Origin of the sequence: uncultured Microbacterium sp. (assembly GCF_947489255.1) — a bacterium.
In the GTDB taxonomy this organism is placed as follows: domain Bacteria; phylum Actinomycetota; class Actinomycetes; order Actinomycetales; family Microbacteriaceae; genus Microbacterium; species Microbacterium phycohabitans.
This window is the reverse complement of the sequence record NZ_CANLCY010000002.1, coordinates 615,610-636,443: the sequence shown is the minus strand read 5'-3', so window position 1 is coordinate 636,443 and position 20,834 is coordinate 615,610. Positions and strand designations below refer to the sequence as shown.

Here is a 20,834-nt window from a genome sequence, read left to right as displayed (position 1 = left end):
GCGGTCCGATCACGCATCCCATCTCGAATAGAGGGGCCGGCGACGCCGCCGGCCCCGGACGGAGCCGCCATGAGCACGACACCGCTCACCGGAACAGCCCCCGGAGTCCGCGGGGACGCCGCGCCGCCACCCCGCGCCGACGCCGCGACTCCCCGCGCCGACGCCACGACTCCCCGCGCCGACGCCACGACCCCCCGCGCCGCCGACGCGCCCGCTGACGCCCCGGTCACCCAGGCGAGCCTGGCCGCCGCCCTCCGAGACACCCTCGCGCGCACGGCCCGCGGGGGGTCCGACGCCGCGCGCGACCGCCACACGGCCCGCGGGAAGCTCCTCGCGCGCGAGCGCATCGATCGCCTGCTCGACGAGGGCAGTCCCTTCCTCGAGGTCGCCCCCCTCGCCGCCCACGGGCTCTACGACGGCGGCGCCCCCGCCGCGGGGGTCGTCGCCGGCATCGGCCTCGTGCACGGGCGCCACGTGATGGTCGTCGCCAACGACGCCACGGTGAAGGGCGGCGCCTACTTCCCCCTCACCGTGAAGAAGCACCTGCGCGCGCAGGAGATCGCCCTCGACAACCGCCTGCCGTGCGTCTACCTCGTCGACTCGGGTGGGGCGTTCCTGCCGATGCAGGACGAGGTGTTCCCCGACCGTGACCACTTCGGCCGCATCTTCCGCAACCAAGCGCAGCTGTCGGCGCGCGGCATCCCGCAGATCGCCGCTGTCATGGGTTCGTGCACCGCGGGGGGCGCGTACGTGCCGGCGATGAGCGACGAGAGCGTGATCGTGCGGAACCAGGGCACGGTGTTCCTCGGCGGTCCGCCGCTGGTGAAGGCCGCGATCGGGGAGGACGTCACCGCCGAACAGCTCGGCGGCGGCGACCTGCACGCCCGGCGCTCGGGAGTCGTCGACCACCTCGCCGACGACGACGAGCACGCCCTCGAGATCGTGCGCGACATCGTCGCGACCCTCCCGCCGAGGCCGGCGCCGGTGTGGCAGGTCGAGGAGCCCGCGGGACCCGCGCGCGACCCGCAGGAGCTCTACGACATCGTCCCGGTGGACGTCGCGCAGCCCGTCGACATGCGCGCGATCATCGACACCCTCGTCGACGCCGACTCCCTGCACGAGTTCAAAGCCGTCTACGGCGAGAGCGTCATCACCACCTTCGCGCGCCTGCACGGCCACCCGGTGGCCGTGATCGCCAACGACGGCGTGCTCTTCAGCGAGTCGGCCCTCAAGGCCGCGCATTTCATCGAACTCGCCGATCAGCGCGGCATCCCCCTGCTGTTCCTGCAGAACATCACGGGGTTCATGGTGGGTCGTGACGCCGAGGCCGGGGGCATCGCGAAAGACGGCGCCAAGATGGTCACCGCCGTCGCCACCACCCGCGTGCCCAAGCTCACCGTCCTCGTCGGGGGCTCCTACGGCGCCGGCAACTACGCGATGTGCGGTCGCGCCTACGACCCGCGGTTCCTGTGGACCTGGCCCGCGAGCCGCATCTCGGTCATGGGCGGGGCGCAAGCGGCATCCGTCCTCTCCACGGTCCAGCGCGACCAGCGCGCCGCACGGGGTGAGGAGTGGACGGATGCCGAGCAGCGCGCGTTCGAGGAGCCCATCCGCGCCCGTTACGACGAGCAGGGCGACCCGTACTACGCCACCGCCCGCCTGTGGGACGACGGTGTGATCGACCCCGCCGACACGCGCACGATGCTCGGGCTCGCGCTCGACGTCGTCAGCCGGGTGCCGTTGGCCGACCGGGGCTTCGGCCTCTTCCGGATGTGATCATGAGCGTTCCCCCGTTCTCCTCCGTTCTCGTCGCCAACCGCGGTGAGATCGCGCGCCGGGTGTTCCGGACGCTGCGGCGTCTCGGCATCCGCTCGGTCGCCGTCTTCACCGACGCGGATGCCGACGCCCCCCACGTGCGCGATGCCGACCGGGCCGTGCGGGTCCCCTCGTACCTCGACGTCGACGCTGTGGTCGCCGCCGCGGTGACGGCGGGGGCGGATGCCGTGCACCCCGGCTACGGCTTCCTGAGCGAGAACGCCGGCTTCGCCCGCGCCTGCGCCGCGGCCGGCGTCGTCTTCGTCGGCCCGGGGGTCGAAGCCCTCGAGGTGATGGGCGACAAGATCCGCGCCAAGGAGCACGTCGCGGCGCGCGACGTGCCGACCGTGCCGGGCTTCTCGGCGACGGGGTTGAGCGACGATGACATCGCCGCCGAGGCCGACCGCGCCGGATACCCCCTGCTCGTCAAGCCTTCCGCCGGTGGGGGCGGCAAGGGCATGACCGTGGCCACCGGACCCGACGACCTCGCCGACGCGCTCGCGACCGCCCGCCGGGTCGCCGCAGCGGCTTTCGGCGATGACACCCTGCTGCTCGAGCGGCTGCTGGAGCGCCCCCGGCACATCGAGGTGCAGGTGCTCGCCGATGCGCACGGCACGACGATCTCCCTCGGCGAGCGCGAGTGCACCCTGCAGCGGCGGCATCAGAAGGTGATCGAGGAAGCGCCCTCGCCCGTCATGGATGCCGCCACCCGTGAACGTCTCGGCGAGGCCGCGGTCGCCGCCGCGCGCAGCGTCGGCTATCTCGGGGCGGGCACCGTCGAGTTCCTCGTCGCGGGAGACCGGCTCGACGAGCCCTTCTTCATCGAGATGAACACGCGCCTGCAGGTCGAGCACCCCGTGACCGAGATGATCACCGGTATCGACCTCGTCGAGCAGCAGCTGCGGGTCGCGGCGGGTCACCCGCTCGACGTCGGCGAGATCCGCCTCGGCGGACACGCGATCGAGGCGCGCGTGTACGCCGAGACGCCGTCGCGCGGCTACCTTCCCGCCACCGGGACCGTGACCCTCTGGCATCCGGGATCCGCCCGCGTCGACAGCGCCGTCGAGACGGGGAGCGTCATCAGCGCGCTGTACGACCCCATGATCGCGAAGGTCATCGCCCACGGTCCCGACCGCGAGACCGCCCTGTCCCGGCTCGACGCCGCGCTCGCCGAGACCGTCGTGCTCGGCGTCGACACCAACATCGCGGATCTGCGGGCGCTGCTCGCCGACCCGGCCGTCCGCGCGGGCGACCTCGACACGGGATTGTTGGATCGACGGGGAACTCCCGCGACGCCGGAACCGTCGCCGGCCGCGCTCGCCGCGGTGGCGCGAAAGGTCGTGGATGCCGCGCCCCCCGCGAACGGCTCGGTGTGGGGTCGCGTGGGGGCCTGGCGGGCCGGGGGAGCGCAGTCTTCTCGCACGGTGGCGCTGGAAGGCGACGCCGGGCAGGTGTACGCCGTCGCACCGGCCGAGGGTGACGCCCCCGTGACGGGTGGTCCGGTCGAGTACTGGGTGCACGCCGATGGGGGAGCGCACCGGCTGCGTCTCGTCTCTCGTCGGGCGGCCGCCGCGCGTCGCCGAACCGCCGCGGGCCGCGCGCCCGGGGTCGTCGCCCCCGACCTCCTCGCCCCGCTGCCCGGCACCGTGGTCGCCGTGCACGTCGCCGACGGCGACACCGTCGAGGCCGGCGCCCGGCTCGTCACGATCGAGGCGATGAAGATGGAGCACACGGTGGTGGCCCCACACGCCGGCACCGTGCGCCTGCGCACGGCGACAGGCACGCAGGTCGCCCGCGACGCGGTGGTCGCGACCGTGACCCCCGCCGCGCAGGTCCCGGAGGCTTCGACGAGCTCGGCCTGCTCCGCCGCTCAGGTTCCTGAGCTTGTCGAAGGGACCGGTACCCCCGCCGCGCAGGTCCCGGAGGCTTCGACAAGCTCAGCCTCCTCCGCCGCTCAGGTTCCTGAGCTTGTCGAAGGGACCGGTACCCCCGCGGCGAAGGTAACGGAGGCTTCGACAAGCTCGGCCTCCTCCGCCGCCTCTCCGGCATCCGCCCCCACCCCATCCCCCGAGGAGACCCACCCGTGAGCATCGACAGCCAGCAGGCTTTCACCGACGACGAGCGCGAACTGAGCGCGATGGTGCGCGAATTCGCCGACGAGGTGATCGCCCCGCGGTCCTACGAGGCCGACCGCGCGCACGAACTCCCCCTCGACCTCGTCGAGCAGATGGGCGAGATCGGCTTGTTCGGCCTGCCGTTCCCCGAGGAGGTCGGCGGGCAGGGCGGCGACTACGCGAGCCTCTGCGTCGCGATCGAGGGCATCGCGCGCGTCGACCAGTCGATGGCGATCACCCTCGAAGCGGGAGTGGGCCTGGGCGCCATGCCGATCTACCGCTACGGCACCGACGCGCAGAAGGCGCAGTACCTACCCGACCTCGTCGCGGGTCGCGCGCTCGCCGGGTTCGGACTGACCGAGGCGGAGGCCGGCAGCGACGCCGGCGCCACGCGCACGACGGCACGTCTCGAGGGTGGGGAGTGGGTGATCGACGGGTCGAAGCAGTTCATCACCAACTCGGGCACCGACATCACCCGCTTCGTCACCGTCACCGCGGTCACCGGGCGCTCCGAGGCGGGGCGGCCCGAGATCTCGACGATCATCGTCCCCAACGGCACGCCGGGCTTCACCGTCGGCCCCGCCTACGACAAGGTCGGCTGGAACGCCTCCGACACCCACCCGCTCACCTTCGACGGGGCGCGGGTTCCCGAGGAGAATCTCCTCGGCGAGCGCGGCCACGGCTTCAAGAACTTCCTGCGCACCCTCGATGAGGGGCGCGTCGCGATCGCCGCCCTCGCGACGGGCGCGGCCGAGGGATGCCTCGAAGCGGCCGTCGACTACGCCCGCAGCCGCACGGTGTTCGGCGAGCCCCTGTCGACCCGGCAGAGCATGCAGTTCCTCCTCGCGCGCATGCACGCCCGCGTGCACACGGCGCGCCTGGCGTGGGTGCACGCCGCGCGCCTGTGCGACGCGGGGAAGCCCTTCTCGGTGGATGCCGCGGTGGCCAAGATGACGGCCAGCGACGCCGCGATGGCCAACGCGCGCGACGCGACGCAGGTGTTCGGCGGCAACGGCTTCATCAACGAGTACCCCGTCGCCCGGCACTACCGCGACTCGAAGATCCTCGAGATCGGCGAGGGCACGACCGAGGTGCAGCTCATGGTGATCTCGCGCGCGCTGGGGCTCACCGGTACCGTAGCGGCATGATCGAGCAGCGCGGCCTGTTTCTGGAGGAGTTCGTCGTCGGCGAGAGATACGCGCACCGTCCCGGTCGCACCGTCACCGATGCCGACAACGTGCTGTTCACCACCCTCACCATGAACCCGCAGGCGCTGCACCTCGACGCCGCGTACGCCGCGACGCAGCCCTTCGGCCGGCCGCTGGTGAACTCGATGTGGACGCTGGCCACCCTCGTCGGACTCTCGGTGGGCCAGCTGACCCAGGGCACGCTGGTCGCGCAGCTGGGGCTCACCGACGTGAGCTTCCCCGCGCCGTTGTTCGTGGGCGACACCCTCACGGCCGAGACCGAGATCATCTCGGTGCGGCCCTCGGCATCCCGACCCGGTCAGGGGGTCGTCGTCATGGCGCACACCGGGCTCTCGCAGAACGACGAGGTCGTGGCCACGGCGACGCGCACGGTGCTGGTATGGGCCCGGGAGGCGGCGGCGTGAGCGCGGCGGGCCGGGGCAGTGCCCCGACGGCCGGGCCGGTCGAGGGTCGACGCGCGTGAGCGGCGCGCACCCCGACTCGCGCGCCGGCACGCGTCCGTTCGCGCTGGGGCCGGCGCTGCTGTTCGTCCCCGGTGATCGTCCCGAGCGACTGTCGAAGGCCCTTGACCGGGCGGATGCCGCGATCCTCGACCTCGAGGACGCCGTGGCCGGGCACGCCAAGACCGTCGCCCGCGAGGCGATGATCGCGGCCGACCCCGATCCCGATCGCGTCATCGTGCGGGTCAACGGGCCCGAGACCGAGCACTTCGCCCGCGATCTCGCGGCGCTGGCGCACACCCGCGTCCGCACCGTGATGGTCGCCAAGGCTGAGGACCCGGCATCCCTCGCCCCTCTCGAGGGGTACGACGTCATCGCGCTCTGCGAGACCGCCCGCGGGGTCGTGCAGGCGGAGCAGCTCGCCGCCGTGCCCCAGGTCGTCGCGCTCATGTGGGGCGCCGAAGACCTCGTCGCCAGCCTCGGCGGCACCTCCAGCCGGTTCGCCGACGCCACCTACCGCGACGTCGCCCGCCTCGCGCGTGCGCGCGTGCTGCTGGCCGCGGGGGCCTTCGGCAAACGCGCGATCGACGCCGTCCACGTCGACATCGGCGACCTCGAGGGTCTCTCCGCCGAAGCCCAGGATGCCGCGGCCTCGGGGTTCGCGGCCACCGCGTGCATCCACCCGGGTCAGGTGGAGACGATCCGGGCGGCGTACGCGCCCACGGCCGAACAGCTGCGGTGGGCGCACGGCGTGCTCGCCGAGGCCGAGGGCGGCGCGTTCCGCTTCGAGGGGCGCATGATCGACGAGCCGATCCTGCGGCACGCGCGCTCGCTGGTCGCGCGGGCCGGCTGAGCCGAGCTCCCGCGCGAGGTCGTCGAGCGGTGCGACGCGAGGTGGCCGGGCCTGTCGAAGCCGCCGGGGGTTCCGGTCCCTTCGACGGGCTCAGGGACCTGGGGTCCGGGGGAGGTGGCTGAGCCTGTCGAAGCCACCGTGTTCCCGCGATCGCGGATCTAGCCCGCGACCCCCGCGTACGCGAGCATCTCCCAGGCGTCGCCGTCGAGGCGGAACGTCGTCGCCGAGCAGTTCGGCAGACGCTCGCCCTCGCGAGGGAACTCCCCGTCGGTGGCGTGCATGATGACCTCGCGGATCAGTGCGCCGTGCGCGACCGCGATCACGTCGACGTCGTCGGGGGTCTCGGCGATGACCTCGGCGATCGCGGCGAGAGCGCGCTCTCGCACCACCGGCCACGCCTCGGCGCCGGGCACGTCGGCCGCGTGCCACGGACCGTAGGTGTCATAGAAGGTCGGGGCGTCCATTCCCTCGGCGTCGCCGTAGGAGCGTTCCTGCAGTCCCGGCATCCGTCGGCTGACGGTGGTTCCCAGGGCGGCGGCGATCACATCCGCCGTCTCGGCCGCGCGCGACAGGTCGCTCGAGACCACGACGACCTCACGTCCGGCGTATTCGGCCGCGAGGGTCTCGGCGATGCCCTGCGCCTGGATGCGGCCCGTGTCGTTGAGGGGGATGTCGGTCGAGCCCTGGATGCGGCCCCCGAAGTTCCAGGCCGTCTCACCGTGTCGCACAAGAGTCAGGATCGTCACCGTTCGAGCCTAACCGGCGGCGCACGGCGAGGGTTCCGTGATCCCGTGGCCGACGCACGGCAGGTCTCCCCGCGCGGCCTCCGCGTCAGAGCAGTCCGGGCAACCGCTCGGCGAACGCCCGCAGCACGTCGGTCGTGCTGCCGTCGATCTTCACGCTCGCGCGCTGATCGGCGCGGGTCTCCCCGCGATTCACGATGACCACCGGCAGGCGTTTCCGCCGTGCCCGCTCGACGAGACGGATGCCGCTGTTCACCACGAGCGACGACCCCGCGACCACGAGCGCCTCGCTGGTGTGCACGAGCTGCTCGGCCTCGCGGAACCTCTCGACGGGGATGTACTCGCCGAAGAAGACGACGTCGGGCTTGAGCGTGCCCCCGCACACCGAGCACACCGGCACGACGAACCCGTCGGCCGACGCCGGGGTGACGTCGCCGTCGGGTCCGAGCTCGACGTTCTCGGGCAGGCTGATCCACGGGTTGTCGGCCTCGACGCGCTCGGCCAGGTCGCGCCGGTCGAACACCTGCCCGCAGTGCAGGCAGCCCACCCGGCGCATCGTGCCGTGCAGCTCCACCACCCGGCCGCTGCCGGCCCGCACGTGCAGGCCGTCGACGTTCTGCGTCACGACGCCGTTGGCCACCCCGGCGGCCTCGAGCGCCGCGAGGGCGCGGTGACCGCCGTTGGGCTCGGCCGCCGCGAACACCTTCCAGCCGAGATGACTGCCCACCCAGTATCGCCGGCGCGCCTCGGCGCTCGCCAGGAACTGCTGCGCCGTCATCGGCGTCCGCGTGGGTGCACCCTTGCCGCGGTAGTCGGGGATGCCCGAATCGGTGGAGACCCCGGCACCGGTCAGCACCGCCACACGGCGGCCGGCGAGCACCTCGACGGCCCGATCGATGGATGCCGAGAACCCGGCATCCTCCGTCGTGTCGGTCATGCGCACCTCCGTCGTATCGATCCTACGGCGGGGCGCCGACGCCCCGGCCCGCGCGCGGTGGGGCGGGCGGGGGCCCGACGGGTGAGCGCCCGAGAAACCCCGACGGGATGGCCGGCGGCCCGATGGCCGGGACGTCCGGTGCGCGCGCCGGAGGCTCGGGGCGCGCGCCGACGTGGGGCTGGCACGATGGGACGATGCCCGTGATCCCGCTCGACTCCGCCGATGACCCGCGCCTCGCCGACTACCGCGACCTCACCGACGTCTCTCTGCGCCGGGTGACCGAGCCCGCGGGCGGGCTGTACATCGCGGAATCGTCGAAGGTGCTCGACCGGGCCCTGCGCGCGGGACACCGCCCGCGGTCCGTGCTCGTGCAGGAGAAGTTCCTCGCCGACGCCCTCGCCCTCGTGGGGGACGACGCCGAGGTCTACGTCGTCCCCGCCGAGATCGCCGAGCGGGTCACGGGGTACACCGTGCACCGGGGGCTCCTGGCCTCCATGCATCGCCCGGCCCTGGCATCCGTCGCCGACGTCGTACGCGACGCACGGCTGGTCGTCGTGCTCGAAGACATCGTCGATCACACCAACATCGGCGCAGCGTTCCGTTCGGCCGCGGCCCTCGGCGCCGACGCCGTGCTCGTGACCCCGCGCTGCGCCGATCCCCTCTACCGCCGGAGCGTACGGGTGAGCATGGGCACGGTGTTCCAGGTGCCGTGGACGCGGCTTCCCGAATGGACGGATGCCACGCCCCTCCTGCACGACGCCGGCTTCCACCTGGCCGCTCTCGCCCTGTCGGACGACGCCCTCACGCTCGACGCCTTCTCGGCCGCGGGACACGAGCGCGTCGCCCTGCTGCTCGGCGCGGAGGGCGACGGCCTCAGCCGCGGAGCGCTCGCCGCGGCCGACACCGTCGTGACGATCCCGATGGCCGGGGGAGTGGACTCGCTCAACGTCGCAGCGGCGAGCGCGGTGGCGCTGTGGGAACTCGGGCGCGGCCGACGGGGCTGAGGCGGGGGAGGCGGGGACAGACGCGAGGTTCACCCGAGCGAATCGTCGAATTCACCCTCGCGTGCGCGGACGAGTCGAGCCCCGGCCTCAGACCTGCGTCTCGCGGGAGCCCGCGGCATCCTGGCCCGGGGCGAGGGTGACGACGGGGAGCGGCTCCGGACGTTTCGGCTGGATGTGATCGCCCGACGACTGATGCCGGAGGCGCCGCAGCACCCACGGCACGAGGTACTCGCGCGCCCACACGAAGTCCTTCTCGCGGGCGGCGCGCCAGGTCGTGATCGCCTGGGTCTCGGCCTGCATCGGTTCGAGGTCGTTGGGGACGTTCAGGGCGCGCAGCACCATGCGGGCGACCTCGTGATGACCCAGGGAGTTGTAGTGCAGCCGGTCGTCGTCGAAGAAGCGCATGTCCTGCACCTCTTTCAGCCCCCACTGGTCGGCGACGACGCAGTCGTAGCGGTCGGCGATCGAGCGGATGTTCTCGTTGTAGATCGCGACCTTTCCCCGGATGTTGCGGAACACCGGCGTGAACTCGGTGTCGATCGCCGTGAAGACCACGACGGTGGCCCCTCCGCTGCGCAGTCGCGCGATAGCGTCTTCGAACTGCCGCGAGACCGCGTCGGGGTCGCTGCCCGGGCGGATGACGTCGTTGCCGCCGGCCGAGATCGTGATGAGGTCGGGCTTGAGCGCCAGGGCGGGCTCGATCTGGTCGGCGACGATCTGCGCGATGAGCTTGCCGCGCACGGCGAGGTTGGCGTAGGCGAAGTCGTCGACCTGCGCACCGAGCACCTCGGCGACGCGGTCGGCCCAGCCGCGATGACCGCCGTCGGGCAACGGGTCGCCGATGCCCTCGGTGAACGAGTCCCCCAGGGCGACGAAGCGGCGCCACGGGTGGGGACCGGCGTTGTCGGGCGTGGGCGAGGTGCGGGGCGAGTGCGGATCGAGAGTCATCGAAACCTCCGTCCTCCACGGTACCCCCGGCTTCCGACACGGCAAGGTGGGATGCCGGGCGACGCACGCTCGACCGGCCGGAACGTGCCGGCGGGTGGGGCGCGAAGGCGCGCGCCGGCGCGGCGGCGCGGTCGTCAGCAGAGCCGCTCGCGGCTCTTTCCGCCTCGGCCGTCGGATAAACGCCATTCGTGCCGATGAACGCCGCGTACCCGCGTTTCTCCGCATGAATCGCGTTTATCGCCGGTGATGCGGGGGAACCGTCCCCAGTCCGGGCATGTCGCACCCCGAGGTCGCCTATCGTTGATGTTCGCGCTCGCGAGGGATGGAGGTTCGATGCTGGAAGAAGAAGCCCGCACCCCGAACCTCCGGCAGACGGATGCGGAGACCGCGCCCCGCATCGCGAGTCCCGGCCCGGTCGCGAGCCCTGGTCCGGTGGCGAGCCCTGGTCCGGTGGCGAGTCCCGGCCGGGTGGCGAGTCCCGGCCCGGTGGCGAGTCCCAGCCCTGTCGCGAGTCCCGGCGCTGTCGCGAGCCCCGGCCCGGTGGCGAGCCCTGGCCCTGTCGCGAGCCCCGGTCCTGTCGCCGGTCCCGGCCCCGCGGCACACACCCCCGTCGCCCCGCCCTCCGACGCGCTCCCCGAACCCGCCCCCTCGGCATCCGCCCCGATCGATCCGTCCCACGCCTCCGCACCCGTCGCCGACGACCCCGCCCCGGGGGCGACGCCCGACCCGGCGTTCGACGGCGCGGTGGACGGCACCGAGCCGCACTTCGGCTCCTTCGCCGCCGAGCACCTCTCGCCGTCGTTCCCGCAGCGCGCGCCGTGGGGCACCGCGCAGCGCCTGCGCGCCTGGCAGGCCGAGGCGCTCGATCAGTACTTCGGCTCCGACGGACCCGACGGCATCGGCAAGGGCCCCCGCGACTTCCTCGCCGCCGCGACCCCCGGCGCCGGCAAGACGACGTTCGCGCTCCGCCTCGCGTCCGAGCTCATGCGCCGCCGCGTAGTCGACCGCATCGTGGTCGTGGCCCCCACCGAGCACCTCAAGACCCAGTGGGCCGAGGCGGCCGCGCGAGTCGGCATCCGGCTCGATCCGTTCTTCTCCAACCGTCACGCCACGCCCTCGCGGCAGTATCACGGCGTCGCGGTCACCTACGCCCAGGTCGCGGTCAAGGCCGAGGTGCACCAGCGCCTGACGATGGATGCGCGGACCCTGGTCATCCTCGACGAGGTGCACCACGGCGGCGACGCGCTCAGCTGGGGCGACGCCCTCCGCGAGGCCTACAGTCGAGCGACTCGCCGCCTGCTGCTGTCGGGAACGCCCTTCCGCAGTGACACCGCGCCCATCCCGTTCGTGGAGTACCACCCCAACTCCAAGGGCATCCGCCTCTCGCGCACCGACTACGCCTACGGCTACCGCCGCGCCCTCGACGACGGCGTCGTGCGCCCCGTCTTCTTCCTCGTCTACGCCGGTCAGATGCGCTGGCGCACCAAGGCGGGCGAGGAGATGGAGGCCCAGCTCGGCCAGGACAACACCAAGGACATCACCTCGCAGGCCTGGCGCACCGCGCTCGACCCAAACGGCGACTGGATCCCCGCCGTGCTGCGCTCGGCCGATCGCCGCCTCACGGAGGTGCGCGAGACGGTCCCGGATGCCGGAGGCCTGGTCATCGCGACCGACCAGACCGCCGCGCGCGCATACGCCGCCATCCTCGAAGACATCAGCGGCGAGAAGGTCACCGTCGTCCTCTCCGACGAGGCCGAGGCCTCGGGCCGCATCGAGACGTTCTCGAAGGGCACGACCCGGTGGATGGTCGCCGTGCGCATGGTGTCGGAAGGTGTCGACGTGCCGCGCCTCGCCGTCGGTGTCTACGCCACGAGCGCCTCGACCCCGCTGTTCTTCGCCCAGGCCATCGGGCGTTTCGTGCGCGCACGTCGTCGCGGTGAGACCGCGAGCGTGTTCCTGCCCAACGTCCCGCAGCTGCTCGCCCTCGCCGGCGAGATGGAGGCGCAGCGCGACCACGCCCTCGACCGCGACAGCGACGCGGAAGACCAGTGGAACGCCGAAGAAGACATGATGGATGCCGCCGAGCGCGAGGACAAGGCGTCCGACGCGCTCGAGCAGGAGTTCGAGTACCAGGCGCTGGGGTCCCTCGCCCACTTCGATCGGGTGCTGTTCGACGGACAGGAGTTCGGTCAGCTCGCGGTGCCCGGGACGATCGAGGAGGAGGAGTTCCTCGGCATCCCGGGTCTTCTCGAGCCCGAGCAGGTGCACGAGGTGCTCATGTCGCGGGCCACGCGGCAGTCGCGGCACCGTTCGACGCGCGAGGCGAGCGAGAAGGAGAGCGGGGTCGAGCCGCCGTCGGTCGACGAGGGCGGGCTGCCCGGGCCCCTGCACCGCACGCTCAAGGAACAGCGCCAGCTTCTCAACACGATGGTCGGGCTGTACGCCCGCCAGACCGGTGAGCCGCACGGTCTGGTCCACGCCGAGCTCCGACGCCTGTGCGGTGGTCCCGCCGTCTCGCACGCCACCGTCGCGCAGCTGCAGGCGCGCATCGACGTGCTCCGTCGTCGCGTGCACTCCTAGAACCGGACGACCGGATGCCGGGGAGCCGTCATCGGCGTGCCCCGCCGTCGCGTGTACTCCTAGAACCGGACGCCTCGACGCCGCGAGCCGTGGACGCGCATCGACGTGCTCCGCCGTCGCGTGCACTTCTCGAACCGGACGTCCCGACGCCGCGGACCGGTGAAGCGGAACCCGGCACTTTCGCGCCACCGAAACACTGGCATCCCGCCCGCGGGATCCGCGTCTTTCCGGGCTTCGGAGCCCCGAAATGCTGGCAGTATCGACCGACGCGCCCGGGGGAGGGATTCCCCCTCACTACGGTGGGGACGACCCGAAGGAGCCCCCGTGACGACCTCCGCCACACCCACCGCCCGCGATCGCCGTCGATGGGCGCGCTACCTCGTCGACGAACGCGCCGAGGCCCGCGTGTACCGCGAGCTCGCCTCCCGTCGAACGGGTGAGGAACGCGACATCCTGCTCGAGCTCGCCGAGGCCGAGGGCCGGCACGAGCAGCACTGGATCGACCTGCTGGGCGAGACGCCCAAGCGGCTGCCCGCGCCCGGGATCGGCACGCGCCTGCTGGCGTGGATGGCCCGCCGCTTCGGCTCGATCTTCGTCCTCGCCCTCGCGCAGAACGCCGAGGCCCGCTCGCCCTACGCCGACGAGCCCTACGCCACCGCCGCGATGGCCGCCGACGAGCGCGTGCACCACGAGGTCGTGCGCGGCCTCGCCGCCCGCGGCCGTCGTCGCCTGTCCGGAACCTTCCGCGCCGCCGTCTTCGGCGCGAACGACGGCCTCGTCTCCAACCTCGCCCTCGTGATGGGTGTGGGCGCCACCGGCGTGGCGCCCAGCTTCGTGCTGTTCAGCGGCATCGCGGGCCTGCTCGCGGGCGCGCTGTCGATGGGCGCCGGCGAGTTCGTCTCGGTCCGCTCGCAGCGCGAGCTGCTCGAGGCCACCGAGGAGAGCGACTTCGCCGACTCCGCCCTTCCCCACCTCGACCTGGATGCCAACGAGCTCGCCCTCGTGTACCGCACGCGCGGGATGGACCCCGACGCCGCCCTCGACAAGGCACGCGAGGTCGTCACCGCCGCCCAGGCCGGCAGCGCCCCGGTCGCCGCGGCACCGGGGGAGTCGTCGCACGAGGTCGTGGGCAGCGCGTGGGGCGCGGCGCTGTCGAGCTTCCTGTTCTTCGCCTCGGGCGCGATCATCCCCGTGCTGCCGTGGATCTTCGGCATAAGCGGCTTCGGCGCCGTGGCGCTCGCTCTCGGCCTCGTCGGCATCGCGCTGATCGCCACCGGAGCGATGGTCGGTCTGCTCTCGGGCGCCTCGCCGCTCAAGCGCGGTCTGCGCCAGCTCGCGATCGGCTTCGGCGCGGCCGCGGTGACCTACGTGCTGGGTCTGCTGTTCGGGGTCTCGGCGGCCTGATCCCCGCGGGCCCGACGCGCCGCGCCTCAGCGCAGGCGTCGGGCCCGCGCCGGACCCCGGGTCAGCCCCGCTCGGCCGCGGCCACCCGTGCGGCCTCGCGCACCGCACCGACGTTCTTCCGGCCGGCGCGCGAACCGGCGAGCTTCGCGGTGATGTGCTCGCGCACCGTGACCGGCTCGTACAGCGCCGGCGAGTCGGCCGAGACGAATCCCGGGAGCGGGGCGATCACGGCATCCGCGTTGCCGTCGTGGAAGAACGCCGCGGACCGGCGCCGCTCGATCGTGCCGTCGATCACCGGGGGCTTCACCCGGTGCAGGGTCGACAGCCACTTGTCGTTCGTCAATCGGGCGGCCACATCTCCGAGATTCACCAGCAGGGCGCCCTCGGCCGGCGAGACGTCGTTCCACGACCCGTCGAGCCCCAGCACCTGCAGCCCCGCGACCCGATCCGCCCACAGCACGGTCACGAGCCCGAAGTCGGTGTGCTCTCCCATGCCCGTCAGCCCCGCCCCGAGCTCGATCGAGCCCGGCGGCAGGGCGTAGTTGTTCATGCGCAGCACGTCGATCGAGTGGTCGGTGACGTCGCCGAAGAAGTCGTCCGGCACCCGTAGGGCCGCGGCGAAGATGCGGGTGAGGGTCTGCGCCACCCGACGCGCCTCGTCGTAGTAGGTCGTGACGGCGGGTTCGAAGCCGGCGGTGTCGTCGGGCCAGGTGTTCTCGGCGTAGTCCTCGGCGGTCGCCGTCGTGCCCGGATACTCGCGCCACGACGTCCCCACGTTGAACGCCTCGAAGAAGTCGTTCATGCGTGTGACCGGGTCGACTCCCAGGCTGTAGCTGAGCGACTCGCTCTTCGGCGGGCTGTATCCGCGGTTCTCCCCGCCGGGGCGCACGTACTTCTTCTTCGCCTCCAGGGGCAGCGCGAAGAAGTCGTCCAGGCCCTGCTGCAGGTCGTCGATGACCACGTTCGGGATGCCATGCCCCACGATCTGCATGAACCCCACCGTGCGACACGCGTGGTCGACGGCCGCGACGACCGCCGCACGCGCGTCCGGCGAGCCGGGACCCACCCACGCCGAGATGTCGATGGTGGGGACGTGGAAGCGAGCCATGCGTGATCCGATCTGCCGGGGGAACGCCTCGACGCTAAGCGCGCCATGTCACACCGGTGTTTCTGCGGCGTCACGGTTCGCGGAGCCTCCGGCGGTGCCGACCCGACCCCGGACGGATCGGGAGATCGCCCGCGCGGGCGGAACCGTCGGCGGCGCGGGTTCGACCCCGCATGGGTTGCAAGCCCTCCCGCTCCCGCAGCAACGAGAAAGACCCCCGGGGATGAACCCGGGGGTCTTTCTCATGTGTGCGCGAGGGGGGACTTGAACCCCCACGCCCTATACGGGCACTAGCACCTCAAGCTAGCGCGTCTACCTATTCCGCCACCCGCGCATCTGGGTGTTTGTCACTTTCGCAACGAGGAACGACATTACCATGCCCCGGGCCCCGCCTCTAACCGACGGCGACGCCCGGGCGCGTCCCCACTCGGCCACCCTCGCGCGCCGCGCCCCTCTTGTGACGGCGTGCGTCGGGGGAGCGCCCCGGCCGCCGGTACCGTAGTGCGCATGCCCGAGCTCGAAACCGACGTCCCCGAGGTCGCCCGCATCGCATCCGATCTCATCCGCTTCGACACCTCGAACTACGGCGGAGGGCGCGCGAACGGCGAGCGCGAGGCGGCCGAGTACGTCGGGGCCTACCTCGAGGGCCTCGGGCTCGACACGGAGTACTACGAGCCCGTCGAGCGCCGCACCAACGTCTGCGCCCGCGTGCCGGGTCGCGACCGCGACAAGCCGGCACTGATCCTGCACGGACACCTCGACGTGGTGCCCGCCGTCGCCGAGGACTGGAGCGTCGATCCCTTCGCGGGAGAGATCCGCGACGGCATCCTGTGGGGCCGCGGAGCGGTCGACATGAAGGACATGGATGCCATGATCCTGACCTCCGTCGCCGATCTGCTGCGCGCGGGGGAGCAGCCCGAGCGCGACGTGATCGTGACGTTCTTCGCCGACGAGGAGAACGGCGGCGTCGAGGGCTCGGCGCGCGTCGTGAAGGACCGCCCCGAGTGGTTCGCCGGCGCCACCGAGGCCATCAGCGAGGTGGGCGGCTACTCGATCGCCGTCGGCGACCGCCGCGCCTACCTGCTGCAGGTCGGGGAGAAGGCCCTCATCTGGATCAAGCTCGTCGCCCGCGGGCGGGCCGGACACGGCAGCGGTCTGCACGCCGACAACGCCGTCACCCGACTCGCCGAGGCCGTCGCGGCCCTCGGTCGCACCGAATGGCCCGTCCGACTCACCGACACCACGCGTGCGCTCCTGGCGGGCCTCGCCGACATCACGGGTGACGACGCGGGCGATCCCGACACTCTCGCGAAGCGCACGGGCGCGGCATCCAGCTTCATCCGGTCCACGCTGCGCACGACGACCAATCCCACGGGCCTGACCGCCGGGTACAAGCACAACGTCATCCCCGACCGCGCGGAGGCGCTCATCGACGTGCGCGTGCTGCCCGGCACGGAGCAGGCCGCCCTCGACGACATCCGTCGCATCGTCGGCGACGGCGTCGAGATCGAGATCGTGCACCAGGACATCGGTCTCGAGGTGCCCTTCTCAGGCGGCCTGGTCGACGCCATGGTCGCGCAGCTCGGCCGTCACGACCCCGGCGTGCCCGTCGTGCCGTACCTCATGGGAGGCGGCACCGACAACAAGGCGCTGTCGACCCTCGGAATCTCCGGCTATGGATTCGCACCGTTGCGACTTCCCGCCGGTCTCGACTTCACCGGGATGTTCCACGGTGTCGACGAGCGCGTCCCCGTCGACGCGCTCGAGTTCGGTCGACGTGTTCTCGCCGACCTCCTCCGGACGTACTGAAGGACCGCATGCATATCTTCGAGGTCATCATCCTCGGGCTCGTCCAGGGCCTGACCGAGTTCCTCCCCATCTCCTCCAGCGCCCACCTGCGCATCGTGGGGGAGTTCCTCCCCTCGCAGACCGACCCGGGCGCGACGTTCACCGCGATCACGCAGATCGGCACGGAGCTGGCCGTGCTGATCTACTTCCGCAAGAAGATCGGCCGTGTCATCTCGCGGTGGTTCCTCTCGCTCAGCGGCAAGGTGCCGCGCAACGACCCCGACGCCCGCATGGGCTGGCTGGTCATCATCGGCACGATCCCCATCGCGCTGCTCGGCGTTCTGCTGCAGAGCCTCATCCGCGATAACTTCCGGAGTCTCTGGATCACCGCGGTGGTGCTCATCGTCTTCGGCATCCTGCTGGGTCTCGCCGACCACTACGGCAAGCGCCGTCGCGACCTCGACGACCTGACGTACCCGCACGGCATCGCCTACGGTTTCGCCCAGGCGCTCGCGCTCGTGCCGGGCGTCTCGCGCTCGGGGGCGACCACCACGCTCGGCCGCGCCCTCGGGTACAAGCGAACCGCCGCCGCCGAGTACTCGTTCCTGCTGGCCGTGCCCGCGGTCTTCGCGAGCGGTCTGTTCGAGCTGTACAAGAGCTTCGACGAGGGCACCGGCCCCTACACCCTCGGCGAGACGGCCATCGCGACCGTCATCGCGTTCGTCGTGGGCTACCTCGTCATCGCGTTCCTCATGCAGTACCTCAAGCGCGGCAGCTTCCTGCCGTTCGTGATCTACCGCATCGCGCTGGGCCTGCTGATCATCGTCCTGCTGCTGACCGGAGTCATCCCCGCGGTGTCGACGGTCATGACCAGCTGATCCCGGATGCCACGACGGCGCCGTCCCGAGCGGGGCGGTGCCGTCGTCGTGTCCGGACGTCCGGTGTCTTCGTCGGGTTCAGCCGTCTCGCGTGGGATGGGAGGTCCCTGAGCCTGTCGAAGGGACCGGTGCCGTCGTCGTGTCCGGGCGACGGGTGAGTTCGGCGGGCCTAGCCGCCTTCCGACCGACCGCACGCGCCGGCCGGCGCCGCCTAGCGACGCGGCGGGTCGTCGCGACCGGGCTTGGTGGGACCCTCGCCCCCGCGGCGCAGGTACCGCTCGAACTCCTGGGCGATGGCATCCCCCGAGGCCTCGGGCGAGTCCCACGTGTCGCGGGTCTGCTCGAGCTGACGGATGTAGTCACTCATCTCCTCGTCGTCGGCCGCGGCAGCGTCGATCGATGCCTCCCACTGGCGCGACTCGGCTTCGAGATCGCCACGCGGAACCGTGATCCCGGTGATCGCCTCGAGCTTCTCGAGGAGCGCGAGCGTGGCCTTGGGCGAGGGGGTGTGCCCCGCGACGTAGTGCGGGACGCTGGCCCACAGGCTCGCCGTCGGGATGCCGACCTGCTCCGACGCGTGACCGATGGCGCTCAGGATGCCGACGGGGCCCTCGTACAGGCTCCGCTCGAGCCCGAGCGACTGCCGCACGCCGTCGTTGTCGCTGCCGGCGAAGACCGAGATCGGCCGCGTGTGCGGCACGTCGGACATCATCGAGCCGAGCGCGACGAAACCGGTGACGTCCTCGCGCAGGGCGACATCGATGAACTCCGCCGCGAACGCCTGCCAGGCGCGCGCGGGCTCCACGCCCACCAGCAGCCAGATCTCCGCATCGCCCGACCGCTCGGTCGGACGCAGCAGCTTCGCCTCGGGCCAGGTGAGCGTCCGCCGCCCCTCGGCATCCAGGCCGATCTGGGGGCGCGTGTACTGATAGTCGAAGTACAGCTCGGGGTCGACCGTGTGCACGACCTCGTACTCCGCGTCGGCGCGCAGAAGCGCCGCGGCCGCGGACGCGGCTACTCCGGCGTCGTTCCAGCCGTCGAAAGCGGCCACGATGATCCGGCGACCCAGTGCGTCCACGCAACCTCCTCTGCCCCGTCGGGGCTTCGTTCCAGGATAGGCGCACCCGTGCGCGGGCGGTCGGACCCGCCATCCCCCCGGGCGCGGGGGAGGAGCCGCGCCTTCCATAAGATGGAACGATGACTTCTTCCGCCCTCGCTGCGGTCCTCTGGGACATGGACGGCACCCTGGTCGACACCGAGCCCTACTGGATGGCTGCCGAGGTGCCGCTGGTCGAGCGCTTCGGGGGCACCTGGTCGCACGAGCAGGCCCTGGGCATGGTGGGTCTCGCGCTCGAGGACTCGGCGCGCCTGCTGCAGAACGCGGGGGTGCCGTGGGGCGTCGACGAGATCATCGCTCACCTGACCGACGAGGTGCTGCGCCAGCTCGCGAGCACGGGCATCCCGTTCCGTCCGGGCGCTCGCGAACTGCTCGCCGACCTCAAGGCGCACGGGATCAAGACCGGGCTGGTGACGATGTCGATGCGGCGCATGGCGCTCTCGATCGCCGACCTGATCGACTTCCCCGCCTTCGACGTGGTCGTCGCCGGCGACGACGTCGAGCGACCGAAGCCCCACCCCGACCCATACCTGCAGGCGGCCGAGGCCCTGGGCGTCGACATCCGCTCCACCGTCGCGATCGAAGACAGCCCCAACGGCTTGCGATCGGCGATCGCCAGCGGTGCGGTCGCGCTCGGCGTGCCCCTGATGGTGCCGCTCGACGACGTCGGAGCGCACAGCCTCTGGCCGAGCCTCGAGGGCCGCACCGCCACCGATCTCCGCGCCCTCCACGGCGCGCACACCCCGACCCGCCCCTCCGAAACGCGAGCGAACCGATGAGCGAGACCCCCCACCTGAGCGGACCCTTCCGCATCGGCGACCGCGTGCAGCTGACGGGACCCAAGGGCCGCATGCACACGATCACCCTGCGCGAGGCGGGCGAGCTGCACACCCACAACGGCGTGCTGAAGCACTCCCTCCTGGTCGGCCAGCCCGACGGCAGCGTCGTCACCAACAGCTCCGGCCACGACTACCTGGCCGTGCGCCCCCTGCTGCGCGACTTCGTCATGTCGATGCCGCGGGGAGCGGCGATCGTCTACCCGAAGGACGCCGCGCAGATCCTCGCCCAGGCCGACGTGTTCCCCGGCGCCACGGTCGTGGAGGCCGGCGTCGGCTCGGGCGCCCTGTCGCTGTGGCTGCTGCGCGCGATCGGCCCGGCCGGCCGCCTGCTGTCGTTCGAGCGGCGCGAGGAGTTCGCCGACGTGGCCCGCGCCAACGTCGAGACCTTCCACGGCGAGCACCCGGCGACCTGGGAGGTCGTCGTCGGCGACCTCGTCGAGAGCCTCCCGGATGCCGTGGCTCCGGCATCCGTCGACCGCGTCGTGCTCGACATGCTCGCGCCCTGGGAGTGCATCGACGCCGTCGCCGACGCCCTCACCCCCGGCGGCGTGGTGCTCTGCTACATCGCCACGGCCACGCAGCTCAGCCGCGTCGCGGAGTACATCCGCGCGACGGGCCTGTTCACCGAACCGGATGCCAGCGAGACGATGGTCCGCGGCTGGCACGTCGAGGGACTCGCGGTGCGCCCCGACCACCGCATGGTCGCGCATACGGGCTTCCTCATCACGGCGCGCCGCCTCGCTCCGGGCGCGATCCCGCCCGAGGTGAAGCGCCGCGCGTCGAAGTCGAGCTACGGCGACGAGGACGTGGAGCTGTGGACGCCGGGCGCCGTGGGCGATCGCGAGATCACCGACAAGAACCTGCGCAAACGCGTGCGCGAGGCGCAGAAGTCGGCCGAGGGCGTCCGCCAGTCGGTCGCGGGCGCGGCCGCGGTGGTCGAGGAGACCCCGGCGGGGGAGTAGCGCGCCCGCGGGGCGAGAGTCTCGTCCGCCGCCGGTCGAGACGGCGCATGCGGGGCGAGCCCCCCAGGTGGGGCGGCGGGTGAGAGCCGCGGGAGCACC

General features: G+C 72.3%; 17 protein-coding genes and 1 tRNA gene. 12 read left to right on the top strand and 6 right to left on the bottom strand.

The annotated features are described in order from the left end of the window. The first annotated feature begins 69 nt into the window (after positions 1 to 69). From Q0818_RS06945 to Q0818_RS06925, 5 genes are read left to right on the top strand one after another with little or no spacing between them, the layout of a single operon-like run. Positions 70 to 1,776 carry a carboxyl transferase domain-containing protein gene (locus tag Q0818_RS06945; protein WP_298872998.1) on the top strand — a complete coding sequence of 569 codons (1,707 nt, stop codon included), beginning with the start codon at positions 70 to 72 and terminating at the stop codon, positions 1,774 to 1,776. Between the two features lie 2 nt (positions 1,777 to 1,778). Next, a complete protein-coding gene (locus Q0818_RS06940) occupies positions 1,779 to 3,902 on the top strand; it encodes a biotin carboxylase N-terminal domain-containing protein (protein ID WP_298872996.1) in 2,124 nt (707 codons plus the stop codon). Continuing rightward, positions 3,899 to 5,077, top strand: a complete 1,179-nt coding sequence (locus tag Q0818_RS06935) for an acyl-CoA dehydrogenase family protein (RefSeq protein WP_298872994.1) — start codon at positions 3,899 to 3,901, stop codon at positions 5,075 to 5,077. The genes Q0818_RS06940 and Q0818_RS06935 overlap by 4 nt, the downstream gene beginning before the upstream one ends. Then, entirely contained in the window at positions 5,074 to 5,541 is a 468-nt protein-coding gene (locus Q0818_RS06930; protein ID WP_298872992.1) for a MaoC family dehydratase, read from the top strand. The genes Q0818_RS06935 and Q0818_RS06930 overlap by 4 nt, the downstream gene beginning before the upstream one ends. Before the next feature lie 55 nt (positions 5,542 to 5,596). Next, positions 5,597 to 6,430 carry a CoA ester lyase gene (locus Q0818_RS06925; protein WP_298872990.1) on the top strand — a complete coding sequence of 278 codons (834 nt, stop codon included), beginning with the start codon at positions 5,597 to 5,599 and terminating at the stop codon, positions 6,428 to 6,430. A 158-nt stretch (positions 6,431 to 6,588) separates the two neighbouring features. Here the strand turns inward: Q0818_RS06925 and Q0818_RS06920 are convergent, their stop codons facing one another. Both Q0818_RS06920 and Q0818_RS06915 read right to left on the bottom strand, forming a co-directional pair. After that, a complete protein-coding gene (locus Q0818_RS06920; RefSeq protein ID WP_298872988.1) occupies positions 6,589 to 7,176 on the bottom strand; it encodes a histidine phosphatase family protein in 588 nt (195 codons plus the stop codon). An 85-nt stretch (positions 7,177 to 7,261) separates the two neighbouring features. Continuing rightward, positions 7,262 to 8,110: a Sir2 family NAD-dependent protein deacetylase gene (locus Q0818_RS06915; protein ID WP_298872986.1), complete on the bottom strand. Its 849-nt coding sequence runs from the start codon at positions 8,108 to 8,110 to the stop codon at positions 7,262 to 7,264. A gap of 194 nt (positions 8,111 to 8,304) precedes the next feature. On the opposite strand from Q0818_RS06915, the gene Q0818_RS06910 reads away from it, so the two are divergent. Then, positions 8,305 to 9,114 carry an RNA methyltransferase gene (locus Q0818_RS06910; RefSeq protein ID WP_298872984.1) on the top strand — a complete coding sequence of 270 codons (810 nt, stop codon included), beginning with the start codon at positions 8,305 to 8,307 and terminating at the stop codon, positions 9,112 to 9,114. 87 nt (positions 9,115 to 9,201) lie between these two features. Here the strand turns inward: Q0818_RS06910 and Q0818_RS06905 are convergent, their stop codons facing one another. Beyond that, positions 9,202 to 10,062 carry an SGNH/GDSL hydrolase family protein gene (locus tag Q0818_RS06905; protein WP_298872983.1) on the bottom strand — a complete coding sequence of 287 codons (861 nt, stop codon included), beginning with the start codon at positions 10,060 to 10,062 and terminating at the stop codon, positions 9,202 to 9,204. Between the two features lie 744 nt (positions 10,063 to 10,806). On the opposite strand from Q0818_RS06905, the gene Q0818_RS06900 reads away from it, so the two are divergent. Continuing rightward, positions 10,807 to 12,642 carry a DEAD/DEAH box helicase gene (locus Q0818_RS06900; protein ID WP_298873158.1) on the top strand — a complete coding sequence of 612 codons (1,836 nt, stop codon included), beginning with the start codon at positions 10,807 to 10,809 and terminating at the stop codon, positions 12,640 to 12,642. A gap of 324 nt (positions 12,643 to 12,966) precedes the next feature. Beyond that, on the top strand, positions 12,967 to 14,046 hold the full coding sequence (locus Q0818_RS06895; protein ID WP_298872982.1) for a VIT1/CCC1 family protein: 1,080 nt from the start codon (positions 12,967 to 12,969) through the stop codon (positions 14,044 to 14,046). Positions 14,047 to 14,107: 61 nt separating this feature from the next. Here Q0818_RS06895 and Q0818_RS06890 read toward each other — a convergent pair whose 3' ends face one another. Continuing rightward, positions 14,108 to 15,154: a 2-oxoglutarate and iron-dependent oxygenase domain-containing protein gene (locus Q0818_RS06890; RefSeq protein ID WP_298872981.1), complete on the bottom strand. Its 1,047-nt coding sequence runs from the start codon at positions 15,152 to 15,154 to the stop codon at positions 14,108 to 14,110. A gap of 246 nt (positions 15,155 to 15,400) precedes the next feature. Beyond that, positions 15,401 to 15,485: transfer RNA gene (locus Q0818_RS06885), tRNA-Leu, on the bottom strand. Between the two features lie 173 nt (positions 15,486 to 15,658). Here Q0818_RS06885 and Q0818_RS06880 point away from each other — a divergent pair. Both Q0818_RS06880 and Q0818_RS06875 read left to right on the top strand, forming a co-directional pair. Next, complete coding sequence (locus Q0818_RS06880; RefSeq protein WP_298872980.1) at positions 15,659 to 16,960, top strand: M20/M25/M40 family metallo-hydrolase; 1,302 nt, start codon at positions 15,659 to 15,661, stop codon at positions 16,958 to 16,960. An 8-nt stretch (positions 16,961 to 16,968) separates the two neighbouring features. Further along, entirely contained in the window at positions 16,969 to 17,817 is an 849-nt protein-coding gene (locus tag Q0818_RS06875) for an undecaprenyl-diphosphate phosphatase (protein WP_298872978.1), read from the top strand. Positions 17,818 to 18,028: 211 nt separating this feature from the next. Here the strand turns inward: Q0818_RS06875 and Q0818_RS06870 are convergent, their stop codons facing one another. Further along, entirely contained in the window at positions 18,029 to 18,895 is an 867-nt protein-coding gene (locus tag Q0818_RS06870) for a PAC2 family protein (protein WP_298872977.1), read from the bottom strand. Between the two features lie 119 nt (positions 18,896 to 19,014). Between Q0818_RS06870 and Q0818_RS06865 the strand changes: the two genes are divergently transcribed. Together Q0818_RS06865 and Q0818_RS06860 are read left to right on the top strand one after the other, a co-directional pair. Continuing rightward, the gene (locus Q0818_RS06865) at positions 19,015 to 19,713 is read left to right on the top strand and encodes an HAD family phosphatase (protein WP_298872976.1); all 699 of its coding nucleotides are present in this window, start codon (positions 19,015 to 19,017) and stop codon (positions 19,711 to 19,713) included. Then, on the top strand, positions 19,710 to 20,735 hold the full coding sequence (locus Q0818_RS06860; RefSeq protein WP_298872975.1) for a tRNA (adenine-N1)-methyltransferase: 1,026 nt from the start codon (positions 19,710 to 19,712) through the stop codon (positions 20,733 to 20,735). Before Q0818_RS06865 ends, Q0818_RS06860 begins: the two co-directional genes overlap by 4 nt. Positions 20,736 to 20,834 lie beyond the last annotated feature (99 nt).

What these genes read in the sequence shown, in the direction of transcription:
- Q0818_RS06910 (WP_298872984.1), top strand. Translation starts at nt 8,305, where the DNA reads ATGCCCGTGATCCCGCTCGACTCCGCCGATGACCCGCGCCTCGCCGAC.
- Q0818_RS06890 (WP_298872981.1), bottom strand. Translation starts at nt 15,154, where the DNA reads ATGGCTCGCTTCCACGTCCCCACCATCGACATCTCGGCGTGGGTGGGT.
- Q0818_RS06915 (WP_298872986.1), bottom strand. Translation starts at nt 8,110, where the DNA reads ATGACCGACACGACGGAGGATGCCGGGTTCTCGGCATCCATCGATCGG.
- Q0818_RS06880 (WP_298872980.1), top strand. Translation starts at nt 15,659, where the DNA reads ATGCCCGAGCTCGAAACCGACGTCCCCGAGGTCGCCCGCATCGCATCC.
- Q0818_RS06930 (WP_298872992.1), top strand. Translation starts at nt 5,074, where the DNA reads ATGATCGAGCAGCGCGGCCTGTTTCTGGAGGAGTTCGTCGTCGGCGAG.
- Q0818_RS06945 (WP_298872998.1), top strand. Translation starts at nt 70, where the DNA reads ATGAGCACGACACCGCTCACCGGAACAGCCCCCGGAGTCCGCGGGGAC.
- Q0818_RS06940 (WP_298872996.1), top strand. Translation starts at nt 1,779, where the DNA reads ATGAGCGTTCCCCCGTTCTCCTCCGTTCTCGTCGCCAACCGCGGTGAG.
- Q0818_RS06875 (WP_298872978.1), top strand. Translation starts at nt 16,969, where the DNA reads ATGCATATCTTCGAGGTCATCATCCTCGGGCTCGTCCAGGGCCTGACC.
- Q0818_RS06905 (WP_298872983.1), bottom strand. Translation starts at nt 10,062, where the DNA reads ATGACTCTCGATCCGCACTCGCCCCGCACCTCGCCCACGCCCGACAAC.
- Q0818_RS06865 (WP_298872976.1), top strand. Translation starts at nt 19,015, where the DNA reads ATGACTTCTTCCGCCCTCGCTGCGGTCCTCTGGGACATGGACGGCACC.
- Q0818_RS06860 (WP_298872975.1), top strand. Translation starts at nt 19,710, where the DNA reads ATGAGCGAGACCCCCCACCTGAGCGGACCCTTCCGCATCGGCGACCGC.